We start from the raw sequence: 20,595 nt of genomic DNA, 5'->3' as shown, positions 1-20,595 counted from the left end.
GCACATAGGCACCATAGAAGCCGCCGCCATATTGCGGTCTCGGCCCCGGCGCCCCTTCGTCCATGCCCCCGTTCGCCAGCGCCGCCTCCCAGGCCGCCTTCACCGCCTCCTCGTCCTTGGCGACCAGGCCGATCATCGTGCCGTTCCCCCAGCTGGCCGGCCGGTTGTCGAACGGCAGCAGCACCCACAGGCGCGCCTGGCCGCCCTTCGGCCCGTAGCCGATCTCGCGCGGCACGTTGGCGAGGCGCACGTAGCCGAGCGGCGCCAGGGCCGCGTCATAGAACTTGGCGGCGCGCTGGAGGTCGTGCGTGCCGAGATTCACGTAGGAAAGCATGCGGGCTCCACTCGTTGGCGGCGCGGAACCTGCCACGTGCTGCCCTGGCTGGTCGAGCCGTGCTAGGGTCATCATGTCAGGAAACTGGAGGAGCATCGTGGCGGAGCCATCGCAGCATCTACGGATGACGGTGGACGAGTTCCTTCAATGGGACGACGGGACCGACACGCGGTATGAACTGGCAGGTGGCCAGGTGCGGGCAATGGCGGCGCCCGGGCCAGCGCATCAGGTCATCCTCGGAAATCTGGCACGGGAGATCGGCGTCCGCCTGCGAAGTCGGCCGCCCTGTCACGTCAGGATCGAGGTTCCGCTTCAAATCAGCGACGAGACCTTGTGGCAGGCTGATGCCGCCGTTGTCTGTGGGCCTGCCATCCAGCAGCCGGCGGAGCCCACGCTACTGATCGAAGTTCACTCGCCCTCGACTCGGCGCATCGATTTGGGCGACAAGCTCGACGACTACAAGCAGCTGCCATCCGTCCAGGAGATCTGGATGGTCGACAGTGCCCGCCGCCGGGCCCAGGTCTGGCGCAGGGTCGGCGAGCGGTGGATGGGCGAGGATCATATCGGGCGGAGCGAGTTCCGGAGCGAGACGGTCGGTGGCGAGCCGTTCGTGCTCGACGTGATCTACGAGAACAGCGGGCTCTGAGCCCGTCAGGCGCCTTCCTCGTCGTACCCGACCAGCCTCAGCGCCTCCGCCTCGTAGCCCTTCGCCCGTGCCGCGTACTGCAGTGCTTCCTCGCGACCATGCGTGATCCACACCTTCGGCGCGGCGACATCGTCCAGCGTCTGCAGCAGCTCGTCCCAGTCGGCATGGTCGGAGATGACCAGCGGCAGCTCGATGCCGCCCTGCTTGGCGCGCTGCTTGACCCGCATCCAGCCGGATGCCTGGCAGATGACCGGGTCCGGCAGCCGGCGCGCCCACCGGTCGGCGATGGCGGAGGGTGGGGCCACGACGATGGCTCCCTCCAGCTCCTTGCGCGGCTCGCCCTTCACGCCGGCCGTAGCTGGCCGAAGCTCGCCCAGATCGATGCCGCAGGCACGGTAGACCTCGTTCATCTGGGCAAGCGCGCCGTGCACGAAGATCGGCTTGTCCCAGCCCGCCAGGCGCAGCTCCGCGATCAGACGCTGCGCCTTGCCCAGCGTATAGGCCCCAACCACGTGGCAGCGCTCGGGGAACAGCTCGACCGAGTGCAGCAGGCGCCGGAGCTCGTCCTGCACCGGCGGGTGGCGGAAGACCGGCAGGCCGAAAGTTGCCTCGGTCACGAACACGTCGCAATGGACGGGCTCGAACGGCGTGCAGGTTGGGTCCGCCCGGCGCTTGTAGTCGCCCGAGACGACGATCCGCCCGCCCTTGTGCTCCATCAGCACCTGCGCGCTGCCCAGCACGTGGCCGGCGGGCAGCAGGGTGACGTCGACCTCGCCGACCCGGATGACCTCGCCATAGGCCGCTGCCTGCTGGGCGACGCCGGCTCCCTCGCCAAGGCGCGCCCGCGCGATCGCCAGCGTCTCCGCCGTCGCCAGCACCGCCTGGTGGCCGGCCCGCGAATGGTCGCTGTGCCCATGGGTCACGACGGCACGAGCCACGCCGCGGATCGGGTCCACGTAAAAGTCGCCCGGCACGACGTAGAGCCCTTCCGGCCTCACCTGTACCCAGCGCTCCGGGTGCATCTTCCCGCCTCCTCGCGTGGCCGGCGCTTCCTTGCCTTCCATCGCTCATGTATGCCGCGCAAAGCCAACGTCACAGGAGGAAACACAATGACGATCCGCCGCATCCAGCCGGGCCCGCGCATGAGCCAGGCCGTCATTCACGGCAACGTCGTCTATCTCGCCGGTCAGGTCGCCGCCGGCGCACCTGGCAAGTCGGTCACCGAGCAGACCAAGGACATCCTGACACGGATCGATGCACTCCTGACCGAGGCCGGCACCGACAAGAGCAAGCTGATCACGACCAATATCTGGCTTTCCGACATCTCGACCTTCGCCGAGATGAACGCGGCCTGGGATGCGTGGGTCGCCCCCGGCAATGCGCCCGCGCGCGCCACCGTCGAGAGCAAGCTCGCGACGCCGGACTACACGGTCGAGATCATGGTCACCGCCGCCCTCGACTGACCCCTAGGCCGGAAGACGCGATCATGCGGGTAGCGGTTCTCGGTGCCGGCCTGGCCGGCACCATGACGGCCTATGAACTGTTTCGCGACGGGCACGAGCCGATCGTGATCGATCGGCGCTCCCAGCCCGCCTCGGAAACGTCCTACGGCAATGCCGGCATGATCGCGCCGGGCCACGCCTTTTCCTGGGCATCGCCTGCGGCCCTGAAGACGCTGCTGCGCTCGATCGGGCGCAACGACACCGCCCTGCGTTTCAAGCTGCAGGCGGACCCGCATTTCTGGCGCTGGGCGCTGCGGTTCGTGCGCAACTGCACGACCAACCGTGCTGCCTACAACACGGTGCGCAAGGTCGGCCTGTGCCTGTACAGCCAGTCGCAGCTGCACCGCGTGGTCGAGGAGACCGGCGTCGCCTATGGCGCCGTCAGCGGCGGGGCACTCTATCTTCACCGCGACCCCGCCGCGCTGGAGCGTGGCGACCGCAACGCCGACATCATGCGGCGGCTGGGCGTGGAAGTGCGCCGGGTCACGCCGGTCGAGGCGGCGCGGATCGATCCCGTCTACCTGCCGATCATCGACCGCTTCGCTGGTGCCCTTTATGTGCCGGGCGACGAATCGGGTGACGCACGTCTGTTCACCCGGCAGATCGCCGACTGGCTGACCGCGCGTGGCGTTCAGTTCCGCATGAACGAGTCGATCCAGCGGATCGAGACGAGCGGCAAGCATGTCGGCCGGATCGTCACCGACAAGGGCGAGGTCCAGGCGGATGCCTATGTACTGGCGCTTGGCTGCTACGCCGCCACGGTCGGCCGCACGATCGGGGTCGACCTGCCGATCTACCCGGTCAAGGGCTACTCGGTCACCATCCCGATCGCCGGCCGGAACAACCCTCCCCACCTGTCCGGTGTCGACGAGCACAACCTGTTCGCCTTCGCGAACTATGGCGAGCATGTCCGCCTGACCGCGATCGCCGAGTTCGCCGGCTATGACTGGTCGCACAAGCCGTCCGACTTTGCAGGCCTGCTGACGGCGGCGAGAGAGCTGTTCCCGGACGCCGGCGACTACGATCAGGCCGAGTTCTGGGCGGGGCTCCGGCCGATGACCCCCTCCGCCCTGCCGATCTTCGGCCGGGCCCGCTACGACAATCTCTGGGTCAATGCCGGGCACGGCCATATGGGCTGGACCTGGGCGTGCGGCTCCGGAAGGATCACGGCCGACCTGATCGCGGGCAAGGAACCGGCCCACGACGTGTCCAGCATGCTCCACACCGCGCAAAGGACGCTCGCGCCATGGCCGCGCAGCTCGAACGCATCGTCCTGAACCGCCTTCCCTTCGAGCTTGACGAAGGGATCGCACCGCGTGCCCGGGTCGGCTTGGTCGTGCTGGGGTGCGACCAGACCATCGAGTACGAGTGGCGCGGCCTGTTCCAGGGCATGGCCGGCGTCGGTCTCTACCATGCCCGGATCCCGGTCGACCCGATCATCACGCCCGCCAGCCTGCGCGCGATGGAGCCACAGATCGGCCCCACGACCGAGCTGCTGCTGCCGGGCCATCCGTTCGACGTGCTGGCATTCGGCTGCACCTCGGCGTCGATGGTGCTGGGCGAGGAGCATGTCATGGCGCTCATGCGGGAGCGCAAGCCGGAAGCCCGCGCCACCACGCCGATCACGGCAGCCCAGGTGGCCATGCAGGCGCTGGGTGCCAGAAGAATCGCGCTGCTGACGCCCTACCGGGAGGACGTCAACCTCGGCATCATCCGCTATCTGGAGGACCGGGGGCTGGAGGTGCCGGTGTTCGGGTCCTTCAACGAGGAGGATGACGGGAAGGTCGGGCGGATCGCACCCGGCTCGATCGAGCGCGCCGTCCTGCAGCTGGGCGGCCAGGAAGGGGTAGAGGCGGTGTTCGTCTCCTGCACGTCCATCCGCCTTGCCGCCGAAGCGGCGTCCATCGAGGCGAAGCTGGGCAAGCCGGTGACCTCCTCCAACCATGCCATGGCCTGGCACGCCGTTCGGCTGGCCGGCATCGACGAGCCCATGCCGGCCTTCGGCCGGTTGTTCACCCACGCGCTGCCTGCTCGATGACGCTGATCCGCTCCGCGATCTTCAACGTCCTGATCTGGACTTGGACGCTCGTCTGCCTGATCGGGATCCTGGTGGTCGGGCCCTTCCTCGACGCCCCCGGTGTTCGCGCTTACGCGCGTCGGTGGGAGCGCGGCATCATCTTTCTGCTGCGCTGGGTGGTCGGCATCCGCCACGAGGTTCGCGGCCTTCAGCATCTGCCGGCCGAGCCGGTGATCATCGCGTCGAAGCACCAGTCCGCCTGGGAAACGCTGACCTTCCACACCATCGTCCACGAGCTGTCGGTCGGGCTGAAGTACGAGCTGACCAGGATCCCGGTCTTCGGCCATTACCTCGTGAAGTCCGGCTGCATCCGCATCGACCGGGGTGCCGCCGCCAAGGCGCTGAAGTCGCTGGTGGACGGCGCCGAGCGCGCCATGGCGGCCGGCCGCCACGTCATGATCTTCCCGGAAGGCACCAGGCGCTCGCCAGGCGCGCCGCCGGACTACAAGCCGGGCGTCGCCGCCCTCTATAAGCAGCTGGGCCGGCCCTGCGTCCCGGTCGCCCTGAACTCGGGTGCCTTCTGGGGCAGACGCTCCTTCGCCAAGCGGCCCGGCACGATTGTGATCGAGTTCCTGGAGCCCATCCCGGCCGGACTGGCGCGCGCAGCCTTCATGCGCACACTGGAAGAGCGCATTGAAACGGCGACGGCACGGCTGGTCGCGGAGGCGGGTGGATCGACTGCCGAGCTGGCATCCGCGCAAAAACTTTCGTCCCGCGCTTGACCGGGCGCGCCTGCGAGTACACTATCCTAGATGCGTGAGAGTTGTCCGACCGCTCGCATCACCCTCCATCGTGTGTCGCGAGCCAACCACCGAGTGTCGAGCAGCCGCGCATGGCGAGGCCGGAAATGAGGGGTCATGGAAAACATCACTCCACCGGGTAAGGATTGAGCGGCCATTACTGCCGTACGGCATCCCGGTCGCTCCGGTCGATGACGAGGCGCCCTTCGTCGACCAAGTTCAATACATCGCTGGTTGAATACTACGTGGCTGCTAGGCCGCGACATGAGGATCGTCTGTAAAGGCGATCCTGTCTGGTCATCCTGAACCACTTCCCGCAGGTATCCTCACTGGTGCCTGACCAACGATCGGCGGAAGCGGCTCACGCGCTTCCGCCGTCTTGGCCCTTTCTGAATCGCTCAGGCGATCTGCAGCGGGTCCACCCCGATCGAGCGTTTCATCGCCCGCAGCGCGAAGGTCGACCGCGTATGGCGGATCCCTTCGATGCGGTAGAGCTGCTCCCGCAGGAATCGCTCGTAGTCCTGCGTTCCCGCCACCGCGACCTTCACGAGGTAATCGTACTCACCTGTCACCAGATGGGCCTCGATGACCTGTGGGATCCGCGCGAGACCTTCCCCGAACTTCTCCAGCGCGTGCTCGTCGTGGCGGTTCAGCGTGATCTCCACGAACACGATGTCGGGCAGCCCGAGGGCGGCATGATCGAGCAGCGCCACGTAGCCTGCGATCAAGCCGGCGCTCTCCAGCCGCTTCACCCGCGTCCAGCAAGGCGAAGCCGACAGCCCCACCTTCTCCCCCAATTCGCTCATCGTCAGGCGGCAATCCGAACGAAGCGCCGACAGAATGCGCCGGTCGATTTCGTCGATCACGACGCGGCCGATTGCAGGCTGTGATCCGGTGAGTGGGAGAGGCTTCTGCGTCTTGGCCATCTGGCGGAATCCCATGCTGCCATAGGCCTCAGATAGATGAATGTTCGGGACACGTCATCGGCAGGGCTGGGCTATCAATGCTGCACCGGCCGATCATGGGGATCCGGCCGTCAGGGAGAGCCTCCGATGGGCAGCGTTCCGAGGCAGCGCATGATGATCCGGCTGACCGCCCTGGTCGTCGACCCGATCGACGGCATGACCCGCATCCTTGCCGACGCCCAGCGCTTTGGCCTGCGCGTGGTCTGGGGCGAGTTCGGCGAGCATGCGGGTGGCAGCCTGATCACGCTCGATCTCGCCTCGGCCGAAGCCGTCGACCTGGACAATCTCCATGCCCGGTTCGACCGCTACCCCTGCATGATCAGGCTGACGCTCGGCGAGACCGCCGCGGTGCTACCTCGCGCCGCTTGAACCGGCCGCGCGAACCGCTAGTCGGGGAGGGCAGCCAGCAGCAGCGGAGCCCCGACATGCCGATCTCCCCCGTCACCAGCATGGAGCAGGTGGCCGGCCCGCGCCGCGGTGCTGCGGTCCTCCTGGAAGTCCTGCGCAGCGAGGGGGTCGAGTACATCTTCGGCAATCCCGGCACGACCGAGCTGCCGCTGATGGACGCGCTGCTGGACATGCCCGACATCCACTATGTCTGGGCGCTCCAGGAGGCGAGTGTCGTCGCGATGGGCGACGGTTATGCGCAGGCGGCGCGCCGGCCGGGCTTCATCAACCTGCACACAGCCGGCGGCCTCGGCCATGGCATGGGCAACCTGCTTAACTCCAGCGTCATGCAGACGCCCCTCGTCGTCACGGCAGGCCAGCAGGACTCGCGCCACGCCATCACCGATCCGCTCCTGTTCGGCGACCTCGTGAAGATCGCCACGCCTGCAGTGAAGTGGGCGCAGGAGGTGGCCCATCCCGACCAGCTGCCGGTCCTGGTACGCCGAGCCTTCCACGATGCCAGCGCCGCACCGATGGGTCCCGTCTTCCTGTCCTTTCCGATGGACGTGATGGAGGAGATGAGCACGGTCGGCATCGCCGAGCCCTCGGTGATCGACCGCTGCGCCGTAGCCGGCTCCCTGGACGTGCTGGCAGCCGACCTTGCCGCCATTCCGCCCGGCCGGCTCGCGGTCATCGCCGGCGACGAGATCTACCCCAGCGACGCGACGGCCGAGGTCGTGCGGCTGGCGGAGATGCTGGGCGCCCCCGTCTATGGCGCATCATGGCCGTCGCACATCCCATTTCCGACCAGGCACCCGCTCTGGTCCGGCAATCTGCCAACCAAGGCCACCGAGATCGCTGCCCGCCTGTCCGACTACGACGCGATCTTCGCACTGGGCGGGAAGTCGATCATCACCATCCTCTACACCGAGGGCTCGGCCGTGCCGGCGAGCTGCCGGGTCTACCAGATGTCGGCTGATGTTCGCGACCTCGGCCGCACCTACGTGACCCAGCTTTCCGTTGTCGGCGACATCCGTTCCTCGCTGCGCGCCCTCCTGCCGATCCTGGCACAGGCAGCCGTCCCCAACGCGCCCGCCTATGCGGCCCTCATGGGCGAAGCGGAGCGTGCGAGCCGCGCCCGCCGCGCCGAACTGAACGCCGCAGCCGACGGCCAGTTGGCAATGCCGCACACGACGCCGATGGTGGCCGCCCGGGAAGCGGTCCGCGGCATCGGCAACGACGTCGCGATCGTCGACGAGGCCATCGCGACGTCCGGCTACCTCCGCCGGTTCCTGAACAGCCCGTCCTACCGGCAATACTCCTTCATGCGCGGCGGCTGCCTGGGGTGGGGCATGCCTGCCGCCGTCGGGTTCTCGCTGGGCCTCGGCCGCGAGCCGGTGGTCTCGCTGGTGGGCGATGGTGCCGCCCTCTACTCGCCGCAGGCCCTGTGGACCGCCGCCTATGAAAAGCTGCCGGTCACCTTCGTGGTCATGAACAACCGCGAGTACAACATCCTCAAGAACTTCATGAAGTCCCAGCCGGCCTACCTGTCCGCCAACCGCAACCGCTTCATCGCCATGGACATCGTCGACCCGCCGATCGATTACCTGGCCCTGGCGGCCTCCATGGGCGTGCCGGCAAGGCGGGTGGAGAAGTCGGCCGATATCGCCGGCGCCATCGAGGCAGGCATCGCATCGGGCGTGCCGAACCTGATCGAGGTGCCGATCAGTCCGGCTTGACCGGCAGCTCGTCCTTTAAGAGCTGCTGGGCCAGCGAGCGCAAGCTCGGCTCGTCGATGCCCATCTCGTCCAGGTGGTCCAGCGTGTTCTCGAGATATTCCTGGCAGGTGCCGGACGTCCCGCACCCCTGGCGGATCATGGCGAGGATCACCTCGTCGTCGGCATTGCCGATATACTGGTCATGGTCCGGGCGCGCCACGTAGGCCCAGGCATCCACGATCCGCCCGGAATCCAGCAGCTCCACTGGGACCAGCCGGCGATCGTACACATTGGTCACCAGCTCGCGGGCATCGAGATAGGCCATGATCTCGTCGGCCCGCTCCGCCCGAAAGCCGATCGCCCGGCCGATGCAGCTGCCGCCCTCGGTCAGCCCCATCACCACGCCTGGCTGCTCGCAGGTGCCGCGGTAATGCTCCGAGCGGATGCACAGGCGCCGCTGGAATCCGACCAGCCTTGCCGTCTCGAAGGCATCGGGCTCGAACCCAGGCCGCCACATCAGCGACCCATAGCCGAAGGTCCAGACTAGATCGGATGAACTCATGGCAGGCGGCACACCACGACAACGAACACTCGACAGCAGAAGGCAGGCCCTGCATGCCGCAGTGACGGCTTATAGCTGTCCCGTCACCCCTTCGCCATCTGGTTCCCCTTCAGGGTCCTTCAGCTGTGGCTTACGCTCATAGGCTTGGCCCGCCTGGATGACGCTCCGGCGAATGGCGCGGGTGCGCGTGAACAGGTCGAACAGGATGTCGCCCTGGCCCCACCGGATCGCCCGCTGCAACGCCACCAGGTCCTCCATGAAGCGCCCGATCATCTCGAGCACGGCTTCCTGGTTGTTCAGGAACACATCACGCCACATGGTAGGGTCGGACGCGGCGATACGGGTGAAGTCGGTGAAGCCACCGGCCGCGTACTTGAAGACTTCCGACTGCACCTGCTCTTCGAGGTCGGCGACGGTGCCCACGATCGTGTAGGCGCACAAGTGCGGCAGGTGCGACGTGATCGCCAGCACGCGGTCATGATGCTCCGGGGTCATGGTGTCGACCTTGGCACCGACCGTTTCCCAGAGTGCCACCAGTTTCGCCACCGCCGCCGGATCGGTATCCTCGACGGGCGTGAGGATGCAGCGTCGGTTCTGGAACAGCGTGCCGAAGGCCGCGTCCGGCCCGGAGTGCTCCGTCCCCGCCACCGGGTGGCCGCCCACGAAGAGGCGCGGATCCGGCAGGTGCGGGCGGACCTCGCGCACCACCATCGTCTTCACAGAGCCGACATCGGTCACGATCGCGGCAGGATCCAGGCCGGGCGCCATCGCCCTGGCGACCTCGCCCAGGGCAGCCGGCGGCGTACCGAGCACCACCAGGTCGGCACCTCGTACCGCGTCGGCCGGGTCGGCGGTCGCCCGGTCGCACAGGCCCAGCTCCAGCGCCCTCGCCCTGGTCTCCTCCCGTCGCGCACAGGCCACGATCTCGCCGGCCAGCCCCGCTTCCCGCATTGCCAGTGCCAGGGAGCCATTGATCAGGCCGATGCCGATCATCGCGACCCGCTGGAAGGACGGCCTGCTCATTTCCGCGCCATTCCGTCCATGAAGCTGCGCAGCAGATCGACCACGCGACGGTTCTCCCGCTCCGTACCGATCGTCAGGCGAAGGCAGAGCGGCAACTGGTAGGACGCCATGGCGCGCGGGATGACGCCGTTCTTCTCCAGGTACTCGGCGGCGGCCGGAGCGTCATGCCCGGGGATGTCGGGCAGGCCGAGAAGAAGGAAGTTGCCGACGCTGGGATAGACGGTGATGCCCAACGCGCCGATCTGCTCGGTAAGCCAAGCCAGCCAGTGGTCGTTATGCGCCTTGGCGGCTGCCTGATGCTCGACGTCGTCGATTGCCGCCGCCGCGGCGGCCTGCGCCGGGGCGGCGACGTTGAACGGCCCGCGGACGCGGTTGATCACGTCCACGATTCCCGCGGAGGCGGTCATCCAGCCGACCCGCAGCGCTGCCAGCCCATGGATCTTGCTGAAGGTGCGGGTCATCACGACGTTCGGCGCGCTCAACGACAACGCCAGCCCGCTATCGTAGTCGGCGGCATCGACATACTCGGCATAGGCCGAATCGAGCACGAGCACGACGTCATGGGGCAGGCCGCGATGGAGGCGCAGCACCTCGTCGCTCGGCAGGTAGCTGCCGGTGGGGTTGTTCGGGTTGGCCAGGAACACCATGCGGGTACGGCTGGTGACCCGCTCCAGGATGGCATCCACATCGGCCCGCAACTGCGTTTCCGGCGCGGACACCGGCACCGCACCGGCAGCCAGGGCTGCCAGCTTGTACATGAGGAAGCCGTGCCGGCTGTAGAGCACTTCCTCGCCGGGCCCGGCATAGGCCCGGACCAGCAGCGCGATCAGCTCGTCCGAGCCGGCCCCGACCACGATCCGGTCGGGATCCACGTTCATGCGACGCCCGATCGCCCGGCGCAGCTCCGTCGAGCCTCCCTCGGGATAGCGGTGCAGCTCGTGCGCCATGTCCTGGTAGGCAGCGATCGCCTTCGGGCTGGCGCCGAGCGGCGTCTCGTTGGCAGACAGCTTCGCCGCCTTGGCGCCACCGGCGACTTCCGCCTTGCCGCCGACATAGGGCGTGATCTCGAGAATGCCCGGGCGTGGCCGGGGCCCGCTGATCATGATCGTCTCGTCTTCTCTGCGTCGTGCGGCTGCGCGTGGGGTTCAGCCCGCTGTGGCGTTCATCAGGCCCCGTGGATAGGCACCCAGCACGGTGAAGTGCAACAGCTCCTGTCGCACAGGCGCCAGCGTCCTGGCCAGTTCAGCCTCCTGGCCGACCAGAAAGCCCTGCACCTCGACAAGATGGATCGCCAAGCCCTCGTTGCCGCGCACCATGGCGATGTGCCGCGCCTGGAGCCCGCGCTCGGCCAGGCGCCCCACCAGGCGGCGCGGCTCCACGTCCAGGTCGGCCTCCAGGCGGACGAGGCTGAGGTCGTCGCCGCTGGCCTCCGGCGTCACCGCGCCGAACAGCCAGGCATCGGCCATGCCGTCCACGGCGACGAACGGCACGCACCCGAAGACGTAGCGTCCCTCCATGAGCGTCGGCTGCAGCCTCGCCCACCATCGATCCTCCGGGTCGAACAACCCCAGCACCGCCACCTTGGCATCGCCCGCCATGAGCAGGCGCAGGGCATCGGTGCTGCTGGAAGCGGCAAGCAGCGGCGTGACCATGCCGAAATGGCTGCGCGCCTGCTCCAGTGCAGTGACGTCGCCATGCGGAACCTGCACCACGACCGCAAACGGCGTCTGCCTGGCCGTCGCCGCCCCGATGATCTCTCGCCAGATCCGCACCACGGCCGCGACCGGCAGCCGCCTGCCGGCCCGCGTGGTCAGGCGGCGGAGGATCGAGGCTTCACGGGCGGGCCGGATGGCGATGCGGCCGTCGCCCACGCCCTTCGCCCGCGCAATCGCCTCGACATAGCCCATGCGCTCGACCAGGAGGTCCACCATCGTATCGTCGATGCGGTCGATTTCGGCCCGCAGGCGCGCCAGGTCGTCGAGGTCGTCGGGCATGTCGTTCCGGAATGCGTTCGTGCGGCTGTGCCGCCACGCTACAGACCTGCCGCGCCGAGTTCCAGCCGACGCAGACCGTCATGTAGAACGACCGCTGACCGCCGTGCAGCAATGCCATATAGAAGCCGTGCCAGGAACTAGCACCGGCGCCATGCCTCCCGCCCGCGACCCCGGGTCCGGAGCAACTCTTCCCTCTCCGCCAGACTTTTGTGAATGTCATGCTCAGCTATCGCCACGGCTTCCATGCCGGGAACCACGCCGACGTCCTCAAGCACGCCATCCTGCACTTTGGCCACCGGGCCATCATCGCCGCCGACCCACGCCCGATCCTCGTGGTCGACACCCATGCCGGTGCCGGCCTCTACGACCTCAAGAGCGACATGGGCGAGAAGGTGGCGGAGTGGCGGAGCGGCATCCTGCCCCTGCTGCAGACATCGAGGGAGCCACCGGAACTGCTCAAGGACTGGCTGGAAGGGGTGCGCCTGGACGGGCCGCGTGCCTATGCCGGCTCGCCCGAGATCTCCCGCCGCCTTCTGCGTGCCCATGACCGCATGGTCTGCTTCGAGCTGCATACGACCGACTTTGCGGCCCTGTCCTCTCTGCTTTGCACCGATCCGCGCATCGCGGTGGTGAAGGCCGACGGGCTGGGCAGCCTGCCGACCATCTTCCCGCCGCCAGAACGGCACGCGCTCGTGCTGATCGACCCGTCCTACGAGATCAAGACCGACTACGGCCAGGTCCAGGACGCCCTGCTCAAAGCGTACCGGCGCCTCAGCACCGGCACCTTCATGCTCTGGTACCCTGTGATCGACCGGCATTTCACCGAGCGGATGCTGGGCGGCCTCAAGGAGAGCGAGATCACCCGGCAGTACCGGATCGAGTTCTGCATCGAGCCGGACGAGGCCCGGCGCGGCATGACAGGCTCTGGCATGCTGATCATCAATCCCCCTGCTGGCCTCCCTGAGGCGGTCGAAGCGGCGCTGCCCTGGCTGGCACAGGAATTGAAGGCAACCGGCACCGTACGCGCGGCCATGGTCAAGGCCTGAAGGAGGCGGATCGATTCGCCCCTTCCCTTGGCTCGCGGATGGCGCTCTGCTCACGATCGGGTTCAAGGGGACGATAAGATGCTCAAATCCATGGCAGGCCGCACCGTGATCGTGACAGGTGGCAGCAAGGGAATCGGGCGCGGCCTCGCGGTTCGCTTTGGCGCGGCCGGCCTGAACGTCCTGGTCGTCTCGCGCCATCTGGCCGAGGCGGAAGCGGTGGCGCGCAGCATCGGCGACCATGCCTCCGCCTTCGCCGCGGACGTGGTCGACCAAGCCAGCTGCGATGCGATGGCGGCCGAGGCCCTGAACCGCTACGGCAGCATCGACGTGCTCTGCGCCAATGCCGGCATCTTCCCGGCGGCCAAGCTCGGCGAGATGACGGCCGCCGACTTCGACCATGTCATCGGCACCAACCTGAAGGGCACCTTCCTGTCCGTTTCAGCCTGCCTGCCGACGATGAAGCGGCAGAACAAGGGCCGCATCGTGCTGACCTCGTCGATCACCGGACCGATCACCGGCTATCCCGGCTGGAGCCATTACGGTGCGAGCAAGGCCGGCCAGCTCGGCTTCATGCGTACGGCCGCCATCGAGCTGGCCCCCTGGAACATCACCGTGAACGCCGTGATGCCGGGCAACATCTTCACTGAGGGCCTGGACGGCCTTGGCGACGACTACCTCGCCACGATGGCCGCCTCCATCCCGATGAAGCGCCTGGGCGGCGTCGACGACATCGCCAACGCCGCGCTGTTCTTCGCGTCGGAGGAAGCTGCCTATATTACCGGGCAGACGCTGGTGATCGATGGCGGCCAGGTGCTGCCGGAATCACTGGGGGCGATCGAAGCGATGGGCTGAGCGGCAGAGGCTCGTGCACGGGCCTCCGCTTTTCGCTCATGCCGCGTAGCAAGGCCGCTGATCAGGATCGTTGCGCAGGATGTAGAACCAAAGGGGTGCCGGTCCTTCGTCGCCTTCGACGTTCAACCAGATTTCCTCCTCGCCGAGCGGCGCCAGCACCCGCGCCACCGTGTTTTTGTCCCGACTGAGCGGTCAGGGATTCGTTCAGCGCGATCTCCTGGCAGTTGCGAGCGAGATCATGGCCGTCCGGCGACAGCAGCAGCCGGAACGGGTTGCTGCGGTCGTAGAGGAATGGATGCACCGCCGGGCCCCGGCCGTAGACCGAACCGAGTTCCAGTGCCGGCGTGCGGAAGTTGTGGGTGGCGTTCTGGTCGACCTGCTGCTCCAGGATCGACATTGCAACCGATGTCAGGTCACGTGACGAAGCGGCCATACGGCACGCTCAGTCCGCGATCAGCAAAGCCATGCATGTCCATTCCCTGGATTGAGGTCTGGATGGGCCATGGGGCAGAGCCCTCTGTGGAGTGCCGACCCAAGGGTCAGATGCTCAGCACCTCTTCCAGCGACTGCACCAGCTGATCCGCATTCTCCCTGGAGAACACGAGCGGCGGCCGGATCTTCAGCACATTGCCATGCCGGCCGGCCGCGCCGATCAGGACGCGCTTCTTGTGCAGGCCATTGATCGCCCGCCTGGCGAGGTCGGGGTCCGGCTCCCTGGTCAGCGGGTCGCGGACGAACTCGACGCCGACATAGAGGCCGGCCCCGCGCACGTCGCCGATCTCGGGATGGCCATTGCCTGCCAGTGCCCGCAGCCGCTCCCGCAGGTATTGGCCGGCGTCGGCGGCATGGGCGACCAACCCCTCGTCCTGGATCACGTTCAGGACCGCAAGCCCGGCCGCTGCGGCCACCGGATTGCCGCCGAACGTGTTGAAGTAGCCGACGCTCTTTGTGAAGGCTTCAAGGAGGTCGGTCCGAGACACGACCCCGCCCATGGGAAAGCCGTTGCCCATGGGCTTGCCCAGCGTGACGATGTCCGGCGTCACCTGATGGCGCATGAAGCCCCACATCGCGTCGCCGGTGCGGCCGAAGCCCGGCTGCACCTCGTCGGCGATGAACAGGCCGCCCGCCGCATGGACCGCCGCCACCGCGGGACCCAGGAACGGGGCAGGGTCGGCATAGATGCCGTCGCTGGAGAAGATCGTGTCGACCAGCAGCCCGGCCACGCCGATGCCGTCCGCCTCCAGGCTGTCGATCGCGTCCTGCACCTCGGCAGCGAACCGGCCGGCCAGATCGTCGGTCGGCGCATGGTAGACGTCGGGTGCCCGCACCGCCCGGACATGCGGCGGCAACGGCTTGCCCGGCATGGACGAGGGTGACACGTCCGTCACCGCCGCCGTGTTGCCGTGATAGGCGTTGTCGGTGACGATGAAGCCGCGCTTGCCGGTGGCCGCCGTGGCCACGCGCATCGCCAGGTCGTTGCTCTCGCTGCCCGTGCAGGTGAACGTGACCTTGTCGAGGCCGGCCGGGAAGGTTTCCAGCAGGCGCTCGGCATAGGTGTGGATGATGTCGTAGAGGTAGCGGGTGTGGGTGTTGAGCTGCCCCGCCTGGCGCGCGATCGCCTCGACGACCCTGGGGTGGCAGTGCCCCACCGACGGCACGTTGTTGTAGACGTCCAGGTAGCGCTGGCCGTCTGCGGTGGTCATCCAGACGCCGCTCGCCGAGACGACATGCATCGGCGTCTCGTAGAACAGCACCGAGGTCGGCCCGAAGGTCCGCTGGCGCCGCTCCACCAGCCGCGCGGTATCGGCATCCATCTGGCCGGCCCGCCGCGCATCGAACGCATTGAGGGCCAGGATCTGCTGGCTTTCCGGCCGGGCGACATCATTCGACACGTGATCTCTCCGCGGCAGGCTGCCGCTCAGGCATGGTCGGCAAGGAACTGCTCGGCGAGCTCGACCGTCCCTGCCGTGTAGGGCGTGCCCATCTCCTGCGCCGTCGGCGTCTCCGCATGCGAGGCGATCCAGGCGGTCAGCAGCATCCGGCGCAGCATCAGGAACACCGGCATCATGGCCTCGTCTTCGGGCGTGACATGGGCCTCGCTGCGGTAGCCGTCCAGCCAGGCCGCCTGCAGCGCCGGCACGACCGGGTCGTGCTCGAAGAAGCTGACCGCGGCCGCGAAGTCGTACATGAACCAGGAGAAGCCGCAGTCGTCGAAGTCGATGATGCCCAGCCGGTCGTTCTCGACCAGCAGGTTGGCGAGCCGCAGGTCGGCATGGATCAGGCCGAAGCGCTCGGGGCCATGCCCATAGGCCCGCAGCCTGCGCTCCAGCACCGCGGCCGTCCGCTCCAGCACGGCCCGTCCCGGCTCGTCCAGGCCGAGCCCATCCCGCCAGTCGCCCCAGAGTGGTCGGCTGCCCAGCATCGCATCGAAGTCCCAGGTCTTGCGGCGGAAATGGCCGGGTCGGTTCCAGTTGCGGGTATGGTGGTGGAGGCGGGCACTGATGGCGCCCAGCCTGCGGAACCATGGCACCGAATCTTCCGAGGCGGCCGGCTCTGCGCCGCTTATGAACTCGAACGCTGCGACATGCCGGAGCGCACCCTGGTCGTCAAAGGCACCCAGCAGGTCGCCGTTCGCCAGCGGTAGCGGCATCGGCGTGCTGATCGCCCGCTCGGCGATCAATGCCTGGATCCAGCCGAGCTCGGAGCGGATCTCCTCCTCGGTATGATAGGCGGGCCGGTGCACCCGGAAGACCATGCGGCGGCCGGCGCGCTCATCGTCGGCGACGAAGGTCGCGTTCTCCGAGATGGTCAGCAGTCGCAGCGGCGCGTCGGTCGGCAGGTCCCAGGCCGGAAGCGCGGAACGCAACCCTTCTTCGAGGCCCTTCAGGAACGCGGCGTCGTACATCGGCCCCTCATGCTCCCGGTGGTCGATACAACAGGGAATGTGTGCTCTGCAACATGCCGAGGGTGATCCATCTCCTGGGTTGCCCCGCGCGGCGCACAAGGCGTAGCCTTGCTGCTCGACCGATGTGCAGGGAGTAGAGCAAGAAATGAGCCGCGCTTTCGTGAAGGAGACGGACGACGACACGGCGGACGCCCTGCCCGACCGTCCGGTGAGCACCGAGCGGAACCTGGTGACGCCCTCGGGCTATCGCCAGATCGAGGAAAGGCTCGCCTACTGGCGGGCTCAGGACATGAATGCGCCGGCCGATGATCTCACGGCCAAGGCCCGGATTGCCCGCGAGCTGCGCTACTGGACTGCCCGCTGGTCGAGCGCCGAGCTGATCGAGCCGCCGGCCGAGCCCGAGCAGGTCGTGTTCGGGACGACGGTGACGCTGCGCCACCCGGATGACCGGATGCAGGTCATCAGCCTGGTCGGCGAGGACGAGAGCGCGCCGGAGGACGGCCGGATCGCCTGGACCGCTCCGCTGGCGCGCGCCTTGATCGGCCTGGAGGAAGGGGAGGTCGTGCGCTTCCACGACGAGGATCTGGAGATCGTCACGATCGAGCCAGTCGCCGAATCCGTCGGATGACCGTCTGGCGGCCTCACGCCGGGATCAGGGTCATCGTGATCGGGCTCGTCTGGCGGCAAGGCCGGCTGCTGGCAGCCGAGGTCGAGGGCGACGATGGCCGGATCAGGGGCGTCCGCCCGATCGGCGGCTCGGTCGAGTTCGGCGAGACCCGTAAGGAGGCCCTGGACCGGGAGTTTCGCGAGGAGTTGGGCACCGGCGTGACGGTGGCCGGCCCATGGGTTGCCCTGGAGAACATCTACCGGCATGAAGGCGTGCTCGGCCACGAGTTCGTCTTCGCGGCCAATATCCGCCTGCACGACCGCGGGCTCTACGGGCCGGACGAGATCCGCTTTGCGGAGCATGACGGTGCGGCCTGCACCGCGCGATGGTTCCTGCCGGCTGCGCTGCCTGAAGGCGTCAGGCTGTTTCCCGATGGCCTGGAACCGCTGCTCCAGCCGATGGACTAGCGCTCGTTGCGCCGCATCGGCATCGAATCGATCAGCCCGAACAGCTCGTGCTGCGCGGCCGGGCGGTTCTCCCGCCACTTCACGCCGCCATCCTTGCCGACCAGCAGTGCGGTGAACGGCGACCCCGGCTGCACGCCGAATTCCGCCCGCAGCGCCGCCGCCTCGCCGGCCGCAGGTGCCTGGCCATAGACCGGCAGGATGCCGTCCTCGACCACCGCGAAGATCACCATGTCCCGATCGGCCAGGCCGTCCTCGTGGGGCATGAGGATCTGTCGCTGTTCGTCGACCTGCGCATCGTCCATCCCGGCGAACAGGACCAGCACCCGGTTCTTCCAGCGATAGGCATCCATGGTGGAGGCTCCGGCCGGCAGGATCGCCCCGGCCATGACCATCAGGGCCGCCATCAGCGGGATCATCTTCATGAAGCCTCCGCGGAGAAGAACCCATGTGTTCTGGCGATATGGGCAAAAAAAGCGGGCCGCCCAAGAGAGGATGGGTAGGCGGCCCGTCATGAATTCGCTCAGGAAGGAAGAAGAGATGAGAGCGTCAGCTCGCGCGCACGAGCACGCGGTACTTGGCCTGCCAGTCGCCGAGCGCCATTGGCCTGGCCGGCTCGAAGCGGACGTTGATGACGCGGTCGGGCGTGATCCCGCGCGACGCCAGCACCTCGTTCAATGCCTCGGGCGTTCCTGGCGTCACGATCTCGACCACACGGCCGCTGCTGTTCATGTCCATCGAAATGTCCTTTCCGAGTTCTGTCCGGCTTATTCCGCTGCGACCCGCGCGGGCAGGTCGGCGGCGGAAAGGCCCATTCTCGTCGCGACCCCGATCCCGTAGTCGGGATGGGCCGCATGGAAATGGGCTACCTGACGGCGGACGATCGGCATCGGAACGCCGCTCATGGCCTCCGGAATGTTGTCCATGAGCCGCTCGCGCTGTGCATGGTCCATCAGCCGGAACAAGGCACCTGGCTGGCTGTAGTCGTCGCTGCCGGCCCGGTGATCGTACCTGCCAGCGCAGCCCTCGATCGCCAGCGGTGGTTCCCTGAACCGGTCGTTTTGTGCCGGCCCGCCGAAGGAGTTGGGCTCGTAGTAGGCATCGCCCCGTGTCGGGATATCGCCCAGCATCTGCCCGTCGGCATGATAATGGTGAACGGGGCAGCGTGGGCGGTTCACCGGCAGCGACTCATAATGGGTGCCGACCCGGTAGCGGTGAGCATCGGCATAGGCGAACAGCCGCCCCTGCAGCATCCGGTCGGGCGAGAAGCCGATGCCCGGGACGATGTTGGATGGCGAGAACGAGGCCTGCTCCACTTCGGCGAAATAATGCACTGGGTTGCGGTTCAGCTCGAGGATGCCGACCTCGATCAGTGGGTACTCGCCATGTGGCCAGACCTTGGTGACGTCGAACGGGTCGTAGGAGGTCCTGGCCGCATCCGCTTCCGGCATGACCTGAATGCAGAAGCGCCAGCGCGGGAAGTCGCCCCGCTCGATGGCACCGAACAGGTCGCGCTGTGCACTCTCGCGGTCCCGCGCGATCACGCGCTCGGCTTCCTGGTTGCTCCAGTTCTCCACGCCCTGCAGCGACTTGAAGTGGAACTTCACCCAGTGGCGCTGGCCGGACTCGTTGATGAAGGCATAGGTGTGCGAGCCGAACCCGTGCATCTGCCGGTAGTTCTGCGGCAGGCCCCGGTCGCTGAACAGGATCGTGACCTGGTGCAGGCTTTCCGGCGACAGGGACCAGAAGTCCCACATGGCTGTGGGCGAACGGAGGTTGGTCGTGGGATGCCGTTTCTGCGTGCGGATGAAGTCCGGGAACTTCACGGGATCGCGCACGAAGAAGACCGGCGTGTTGTTGCCGACCAGGTCCCAGTTGCCCTCCTCGGTATAGACCTTCAGTGCGAAGCCTCGCACGTCCCGCTCGGCATCGGCCGCTCCGCGCTCGCCGGCCACGGTCGAAAAGCGCAGGAACACCTCGAACGTCTTGCCGACCGCCCCCAGGAACCCGGCCTTGGTGTAGCGGGTGATGTCCGGGGTGACCGTGAGCGTCCCGTAGGCGCCGCTGCCCTTGGCATGGACCACCCGCTCCGGGATCCGCTCCCGGTTCTGGTGCGCCAGCTTCTCGATGAGCTGGTAGTCCTGAAGGAGGAGCGGCCCGCGCGGACCGGCGGAGAGCGAGTTCTGGTTGTCCGGGACGGGGGCGCCCGCGGTGGTCGTCAGACGAGGAGGGGCAATCATTCGAACCTTCCGCCACATGCATGCTGGCTGGAAGCTGTCGGGCCCATCCGATCAGATCCAATCGGATTGCCTTGGCACATCGATCAGCTAAACTGATCGCTGATGACGACCCTCCGACAGCTTCGCTACCTCGTGGCCGTCGCCGACACCCGCCATTATGGCCGCGCGGCGGAAGCCTGCCATGTCACGCAGCCCGCCCTTTCCATGCAGATCCAGGAGCTCGAGGCGCAGCTCGGGGTGGAGCTGCTGGAACGCTGCCGCGGCGGCATCGAGCTGACCCAGATCGGCCGGGAGATCGTGCGGCGGGCGCGCACGGTCCTGACCGAGGTGCGCGACCTCGAGGACCATGCCCGTCATCACCGCCGGGTGTTGAGCGGTCCGCTGCGCCTGGGGGTTATACCAAGCCACCGAAGATCTGATCTGAGGACCTGAGTTGGCTGGAGGCATGGTAAGCTGTGGGCTGGAGGACCCAGCCATGCCAGCACTGGCCATTCGCGAAGACCTGCCCGCCACCGAACTGCGCCATCTCGCCC

25 protein-coding genes are annotated in these 20,595 nt (G+C 67.5%); 12 read left to right on the top strand and 13 right to left on the bottom strand.

Features of this window, described 5'->3' with window-relative positions:
* A partial coding sequence (locus VHL31_RS19535; protein WP_329662920.1) for a VOC family protein occupies window positions 1-334 on the bottom strand: 334 nt, incomplete at its 3' end.
* Between the two features lie 97 nt (window positions 335-431).
* Here VHL31_RS19535 and VHL31_RS19530 point away from each other — a divergent pair.
* A complete protein-coding gene (locus VHL31_RS19530; RefSeq protein ID WP_329662919.1) occupies window positions 432-980 on the top strand; it encodes a Uma2 family endonuclease in 549 nt (182 codons plus the stop codon).
* Window positions 981-985: 5 nt separating this feature from the next.
* Here the strand turns inward: VHL31_RS19530 and VHL31_RS19525 are convergent, their stop codons facing one another.
* Entirely contained in the window at window positions 986-2,002 is a 1,017-nt protein-coding gene (locus tag VHL31_RS19525) for a ligase-associated DNA damage response exonuclease (RefSeq protein WP_329662918.1), read from the bottom strand.
* A gap of 87 nt (window positions 2,003-2,089) precedes the next feature.
* Between VHL31_RS19525 and VHL31_RS19520 the strand changes: the two genes are divergently transcribed.
* The 4 genes from VHL31_RS19520 to VHL31_RS19505 are packed head-to-tail and all read left to right on the top strand — an operon-like array spanning window position 2,090 to window position 5,281.
* A complete protein-coding gene (locus VHL31_RS19520) occupies window positions 2,090-2,443 on the top strand; it encodes a RidA family protein (RefSeq protein ID WP_329662917.1) in 354 nt (117 codons plus the stop codon).
* A 23-nt stretch (window positions 2,444-2,466) separates the two neighbouring features.
* A complete protein-coding gene (locus tag VHL31_RS19515) occupies window positions 2,467-3,759 on the top strand; it encodes a D-amino acid dehydrogenase (RefSeq protein ID WP_329662916.1) in 1,293 nt (430 codons plus the stop codon).
* Window positions 3,729-4,520 (top strand): hypothetical protein, encoded by a 792-nt coding sequence (locus VHL31_RS19510; protein ID WP_329662915.1) that lies wholly within the window; start codon window positions 3,729-3,731, stop codon window positions 4,518-4,520. The genes VHL31_RS19515 and VHL31_RS19510 overlap by 31 nt, the downstream gene beginning before the upstream one ends.
* On the top strand, window positions 4,517-5,281 hold the full coding sequence (locus VHL31_RS19505; RefSeq protein WP_329662914.1) for a lysophospholipid acyltransferase family protein: 765 nt from the start codon (window positions 4,517-4,519) through the stop codon (window positions 5,279-5,281). Before VHL31_RS19510 ends, VHL31_RS19505 begins: the two co-directional genes overlap by 4 nt.
* A gap of 416 nt (window positions 5,282-5,697) precedes the next feature.
* On the opposite strand, the gene VHL31_RS19500 is transcribed toward VHL31_RS19505, so the two are convergent.
* Window positions 5,698-6,225 carry an Lrp/AsnC family transcriptional regulator gene (locus tag VHL31_RS19500; RefSeq protein ID WP_329662913.1) on the bottom strand — a complete coding sequence of 176 codons (528 nt, stop codon included), beginning with the start codon at window positions 6,223-6,225 and terminating at the stop codon, window positions 5,698-5,700.
* A gap of 126 nt (window positions 6,226-6,351) precedes the next feature.
* On the opposite strand from VHL31_RS19500, the gene VHL31_RS19495 reads away from it, so the two are divergent.
* Entirely contained in the window at window positions 6,352-6,633 is a 282-nt protein-coding gene (locus VHL31_RS19495; protein WP_329662912.1) for a hypothetical protein, read from the top strand.
* Between the two features lie 56 nt (window positions 6,634-6,689).
* A complete protein-coding gene (locus VHL31_RS19490) occupies window positions 6,690-8,390 on the top strand; it encodes a thiamine pyrophosphate-binding protein (protein ID WP_329662911.1) in 1,701 nt (566 codons plus the stop codon).
* Here the strand turns inward: VHL31_RS19490 and VHL31_RS19485 are convergent.
* The 4 genes from VHL31_RS19485 to VHL31_RS19470 form a co-directional block, all read right to left on the bottom strand.
* Window positions 8,377-8,931, bottom strand: coding sequence for a gamma-glutamylcyclotransferase (locus VHL31_RS19485; protein WP_329662910.1), 555 nt, complete (start codon window positions 8,929-8,931; stop codon window positions 8,377-8,379). The genes VHL31_RS19490 and VHL31_RS19485 overlap by 14 nt on opposite strands.
* 69 nt (window positions 8,932-9,000) lie before the next feature.
* On the bottom strand, window positions 9,001-9,954 hold the full coding sequence (locus tag VHL31_RS19480) for a prephenate/arogenate dehydrogenase family protein (protein ID WP_329662909.1): 954 nt from the start codon (window positions 9,952-9,954) through the stop codon (window positions 9,001-9,003).
* The gene (hisC, locus tag VHL31_RS19475; RefSeq protein ID WP_329662908.1) at window positions 9,951-11,057 is read right to left on the bottom strand and encodes a histidinol-phosphate transaminase; all 1,107 of its coding nucleotides are present in this window, start codon (window positions 11,055-11,057) and stop codon (window positions 9,951-9,953) included. The genes VHL31_RS19480 and hisC overlap by 4 nt, the downstream gene beginning before the upstream one ends.
* A 42-nt stretch (window positions 11,058-11,099) precedes the next feature.
* Window positions 11,100-11,948 (bottom strand): chorismate mutase, encoded by an 849-nt coding sequence (locus tag VHL31_RS19470; RefSeq protein ID WP_329662907.1) that lies wholly within the window; start codon window positions 11,946-11,948, stop codon window positions 11,100-11,102.
* 218 nt (window positions 11,949-12,166) lie between these two features.
* On the opposite strand from VHL31_RS19470, the gene VHL31_RS19465 reads away from it, so the two are divergent.
* Both VHL31_RS19465 and fabG read left to right on the top strand, forming a co-directional pair.
* Window positions 12,167-12,994, top strand: coding sequence for a 23S rRNA (adenine(2030)-N(6))-methyltransferase RlmJ (locus VHL31_RS19465; protein WP_329662906.1), 828 nt, complete (start codon window positions 12,167-12,169; stop codon window positions 12,992-12,994).
* Window positions 12,995-13,072: 78 nt separating this feature from the next.
* The gene (fabG, locus tag VHL31_RS19460; RefSeq protein WP_329662905.1) at window positions 13,073-13,846 is read left to right on the top strand and encodes a 3-oxoacyl-ACP reductase FabG; all 774 of its coding nucleotides are present in this window, start codon (window positions 13,073-13,075) and stop codon (window positions 13,844-13,846) included.
* Window positions 13,847-13,907: 61 nt separating this feature from the next.
* Here fabG and VHL31_RS19455 read toward each other — a convergent pair whose 3' ends face one another.
* The 3 genes from VHL31_RS19455 to VHL31_RS19445 all read right to left on the bottom strand — a co-directional run bounded on the left by VHL31_RS19455 (window position 13,908) and on the right by VHL31_RS19445 (window position 16,751).
* On the bottom strand, window positions 13,908-14,243 hold the full coding sequence (locus VHL31_RS19455) for a hypothetical protein (RefSeq protein ID WP_329662904.1): 336 nt from the start codon (window positions 14,241-14,243) through the stop codon (window positions 13,908-13,910).
* A 142-nt stretch (window positions 14,244-14,385) separates the two neighbouring features.
* A complete protein-coding gene (locus VHL31_RS19450; RefSeq protein ID WP_349262495.1) occupies window positions 14,386-15,660 on the bottom strand; it encodes an aspartate aminotransferase family protein in 1,275 nt (424 codons plus the stop codon).
* Between the two features lie 104 nt (window positions 15,661-15,764).
* On the bottom strand, window positions 15,765-16,751 hold the full coding sequence (locus VHL31_RS19445; protein ID WP_329662902.1) for a phosphotransferase enzyme family protein: 987 nt from the start codon (window positions 16,749-16,751) through the stop codon (window positions 15,765-15,767).
* Between the two features lie 145 nt (window positions 16,752-16,896).
* Here VHL31_RS19445 and VHL31_RS19440 point away from each other — a divergent pair, with 145 nt between their 5' ends.
* The gene (locus tag VHL31_RS19440; protein WP_329662901.1) at window positions 16,897-17,379 is read left to right on the top strand and encodes a GreA/GreB family elongation factor; all 483 of its coding nucleotides are present in this window, start codon (window positions 16,897-16,899) and stop codon (window positions 17,377-17,379) included.
* On the top strand, window positions 17,376-17,825 hold the full coding sequence (locus VHL31_RS19435) for an NUDIX hydrolase (protein ID WP_329662900.1): 450 nt from the start codon (window positions 17,376-17,378) through the stop codon (window positions 17,823-17,825). The genes VHL31_RS19440 and VHL31_RS19435 overlap by 4 nt, the downstream gene beginning before the upstream one ends.
* Here the strand turns inward: VHL31_RS19435 and VHL31_RS19430 are convergent.
* From VHL31_RS19430 to VHL31_RS19420, 3 genes are all read right to left on the bottom strand, one after another.
* Window positions 17,822-18,247: a DUF4174 domain-containing protein gene (locus tag VHL31_RS19430; RefSeq protein WP_329662899.1), complete on the bottom strand. Its 426-nt coding sequence runs from the start codon at window positions 18,245-18,247 to the stop codon at window positions 17,822-17,824. The genes VHL31_RS19435 and VHL31_RS19430 overlap by 4 nt on opposite strands.
* A gap of 124 nt (window positions 18,248-18,371) precedes the next feature.
* Window positions 18,372-18,560 (bottom strand): hypothetical protein, encoded by a 189-nt coding sequence (locus VHL31_RS19425; RefSeq protein ID WP_329662898.1) that lies wholly within the window; start codon window positions 18,558-18,560, stop codon window positions 18,372-18,374.
* Between the two features lie 29 nt (window positions 18,561-18,589).
* Entirely contained in the window at window positions 18,590-20,062 is a 1,473-nt protein-coding gene (locus VHL31_RS19420; RefSeq protein WP_329662897.1) for a catalase, read from the bottom strand.
* A gap of 102 nt (window positions 20,063-20,164) precedes the next feature.
* Between VHL31_RS19420 and VHL31_RS19415 the strand changes: the two genes are divergently transcribed.
* Window positions 20,165-20,494 (top strand): LysR family transcriptional regulator, encoded by a 330-nt coding sequence (locus VHL31_RS19415; protein ID WP_329662896.1) that lies wholly within the window; start codon window positions 20,165-20,167, stop codon window positions 20,492-20,494.
* The last annotated feature ends 101 nt before the right edge of the window (window positions 20,495-20,595 follow it).

This window comes from Geminicoccus sp. (assembly GCF_036263595.1).
Taxonomy (GTDB): domain Bacteria; phylum Pseudomonadota; class Alphaproteobacteria; order Geminicoccales; family Geminicoccaceae; genus Geminicoccus.
This window is presented reverse-complemented; position numbering and strand designations above follow the sequence as displayed.

Coding starts and splice junctions, on each gene's coding strand:
- VHL31_RS19490 (WP_329662911.1), top strand. CDS start 6,690: ATGCCGATCTCCCCCGTCACCAGCATGGAGCAGGTGGCCGGCCCGCGC.
- VHL31_RS19505 (WP_329662914.1), top strand. CDS start 4,517: ATGACGCTGATCCGCTCCGCGATCTTCAACGTCCTGATCTGGACTTGG.
- VHL31_RS19415 (WP_329662896.1), top strand. CDS start 20,165: ATGACGACCCTCCGACAGCTTCGCTACCTCGTGGCCGTCGCCGACACC.
- fabG (WP_329662905.1), top strand. CDS start 13,073: ATGCTCAAATCCATGGCAGGCCGCACCGTGATCGTGACAGGTGGCAGC.
- VHL31_RS19435 (WP_329662900.1), top strand. CDS start 17,376: ATGACCGTCTGGCGGCCTCACGCCGGGATCAGGGTCATCGTGATCGGG.
- VHL31_RS19425 (WP_329662898.1), bottom strand. CDS start 18,560: ATGGACATGAACAGCAGCGGCCGTGTGGTCGAGATCGTGACGCCAGGA.
- VHL31_RS19525 (WP_329662918.1), bottom strand. CDS start 2,002: ATGCACCCGGAGCGCTGGGTACAGGTGAGGCCGGAAGGGCTCTACGTC.
- VHL31_RS19420 (WP_329662897.1), bottom strand. CDS start 20,062: ATGATTGCCCCTCCTCGTCTGACGACCACCGCGGGCGCCCCCGTCCCG.
- VHL31_RS19430 (WP_329662899.1), bottom strand. CDS start 18,247: ATGAAGATGATCCCGCTGATGGCGGCCCTGATGGTCATGGCCGGGGCG.
- VHL31_RS19470 (WP_329662907.1), bottom strand. CDS start 11,948: ATGCCCGACGACCTCGACGACCTGGCGCGCCTGCGGGCCGAAATCGAC.
- VHL31_RS19445 (WP_329662902.1), bottom strand. CDS start 16,751: ATGTACGACGCCGCGTTCCTGAAGGGCCTCGAAGAAGGGTTGCGTTCC.
- VHL31_RS19520 (WP_329662917.1), top strand. CDS start 2,090: ATGACGATCCGCCGCATCCAGCCGGGCCCGCGCATGAGCCAGGCCGTC.
- VHL31_RS19480 (WP_329662909.1), bottom strand. CDS start 9,954: ATGAGCAGGCCGTCCTTCCAGCGGGTCGCGATGATCGGCATCGGCCTG.
- hisC (WP_329662908.1), bottom strand. CDS start 11,057: ATGATCAGCGGGCCCCGGCCACGCCCGGGCATTCTCGAGATCACGCCC.
- VHL31_RS19455 (WP_329662904.1), bottom strand. CDS start 14,243: ATGTCGATCCTGGAGCAGCAGGTCGACCAGAACGCCACCCACAACTTC.
- VHL31_RS19440 (WP_329662901.1), top strand. CDS start 16,897: ATGAGCCGCGCTTTCGTGAAGGAGACGGACGACGACACGGCGGACGCC.
- VHL31_RS19500 (WP_329662913.1), bottom strand. CDS start 6,225: ATGGCCAAGACGCAGAAGCCTCTCCCACTCACCGGATCACAGCCTGCA.
- VHL31_RS19485 (WP_329662910.1), bottom strand. CDS start 8,931: ATGAGTTCATCCGATCTAGTCTGGACCTTCGGCTATGGGTCGCTGATG.
- VHL31_RS19450 (WP_349262495.1), bottom strand. CDS start 15,660: ATGGATGCCGATACCGCGCGGCTGGTGGAGCGGCGCCAGCGGACCTTC.
- VHL31_RS19465 (WP_329662906.1), top strand. CDS start 12,167: ATGCTCAGCTATCGCCACGGCTTCCATGCCGGGAACCACGCCGACGTC.
- VHL31_RS19510 (WP_329662915.1), top strand. CDS start 3,729: ATGGCCGCGCAGCTCGAACGCATCGTCCTGAACCGCCTTCCCTTCGAG.
- VHL31_RS19495 (WP_329662912.1), top strand. CDS start 6,352: ATGGGCAGCGTTCCGAGGCAGCGCATGATGATCCGGCTGACCGCCCTG.
- VHL31_RS19515 (WP_329662916.1), top strand. CDS start 2,467: ATGCGGGTAGCGGTTCTCGGTGCCGGCCTGGCCGGCACCATGACGGCC.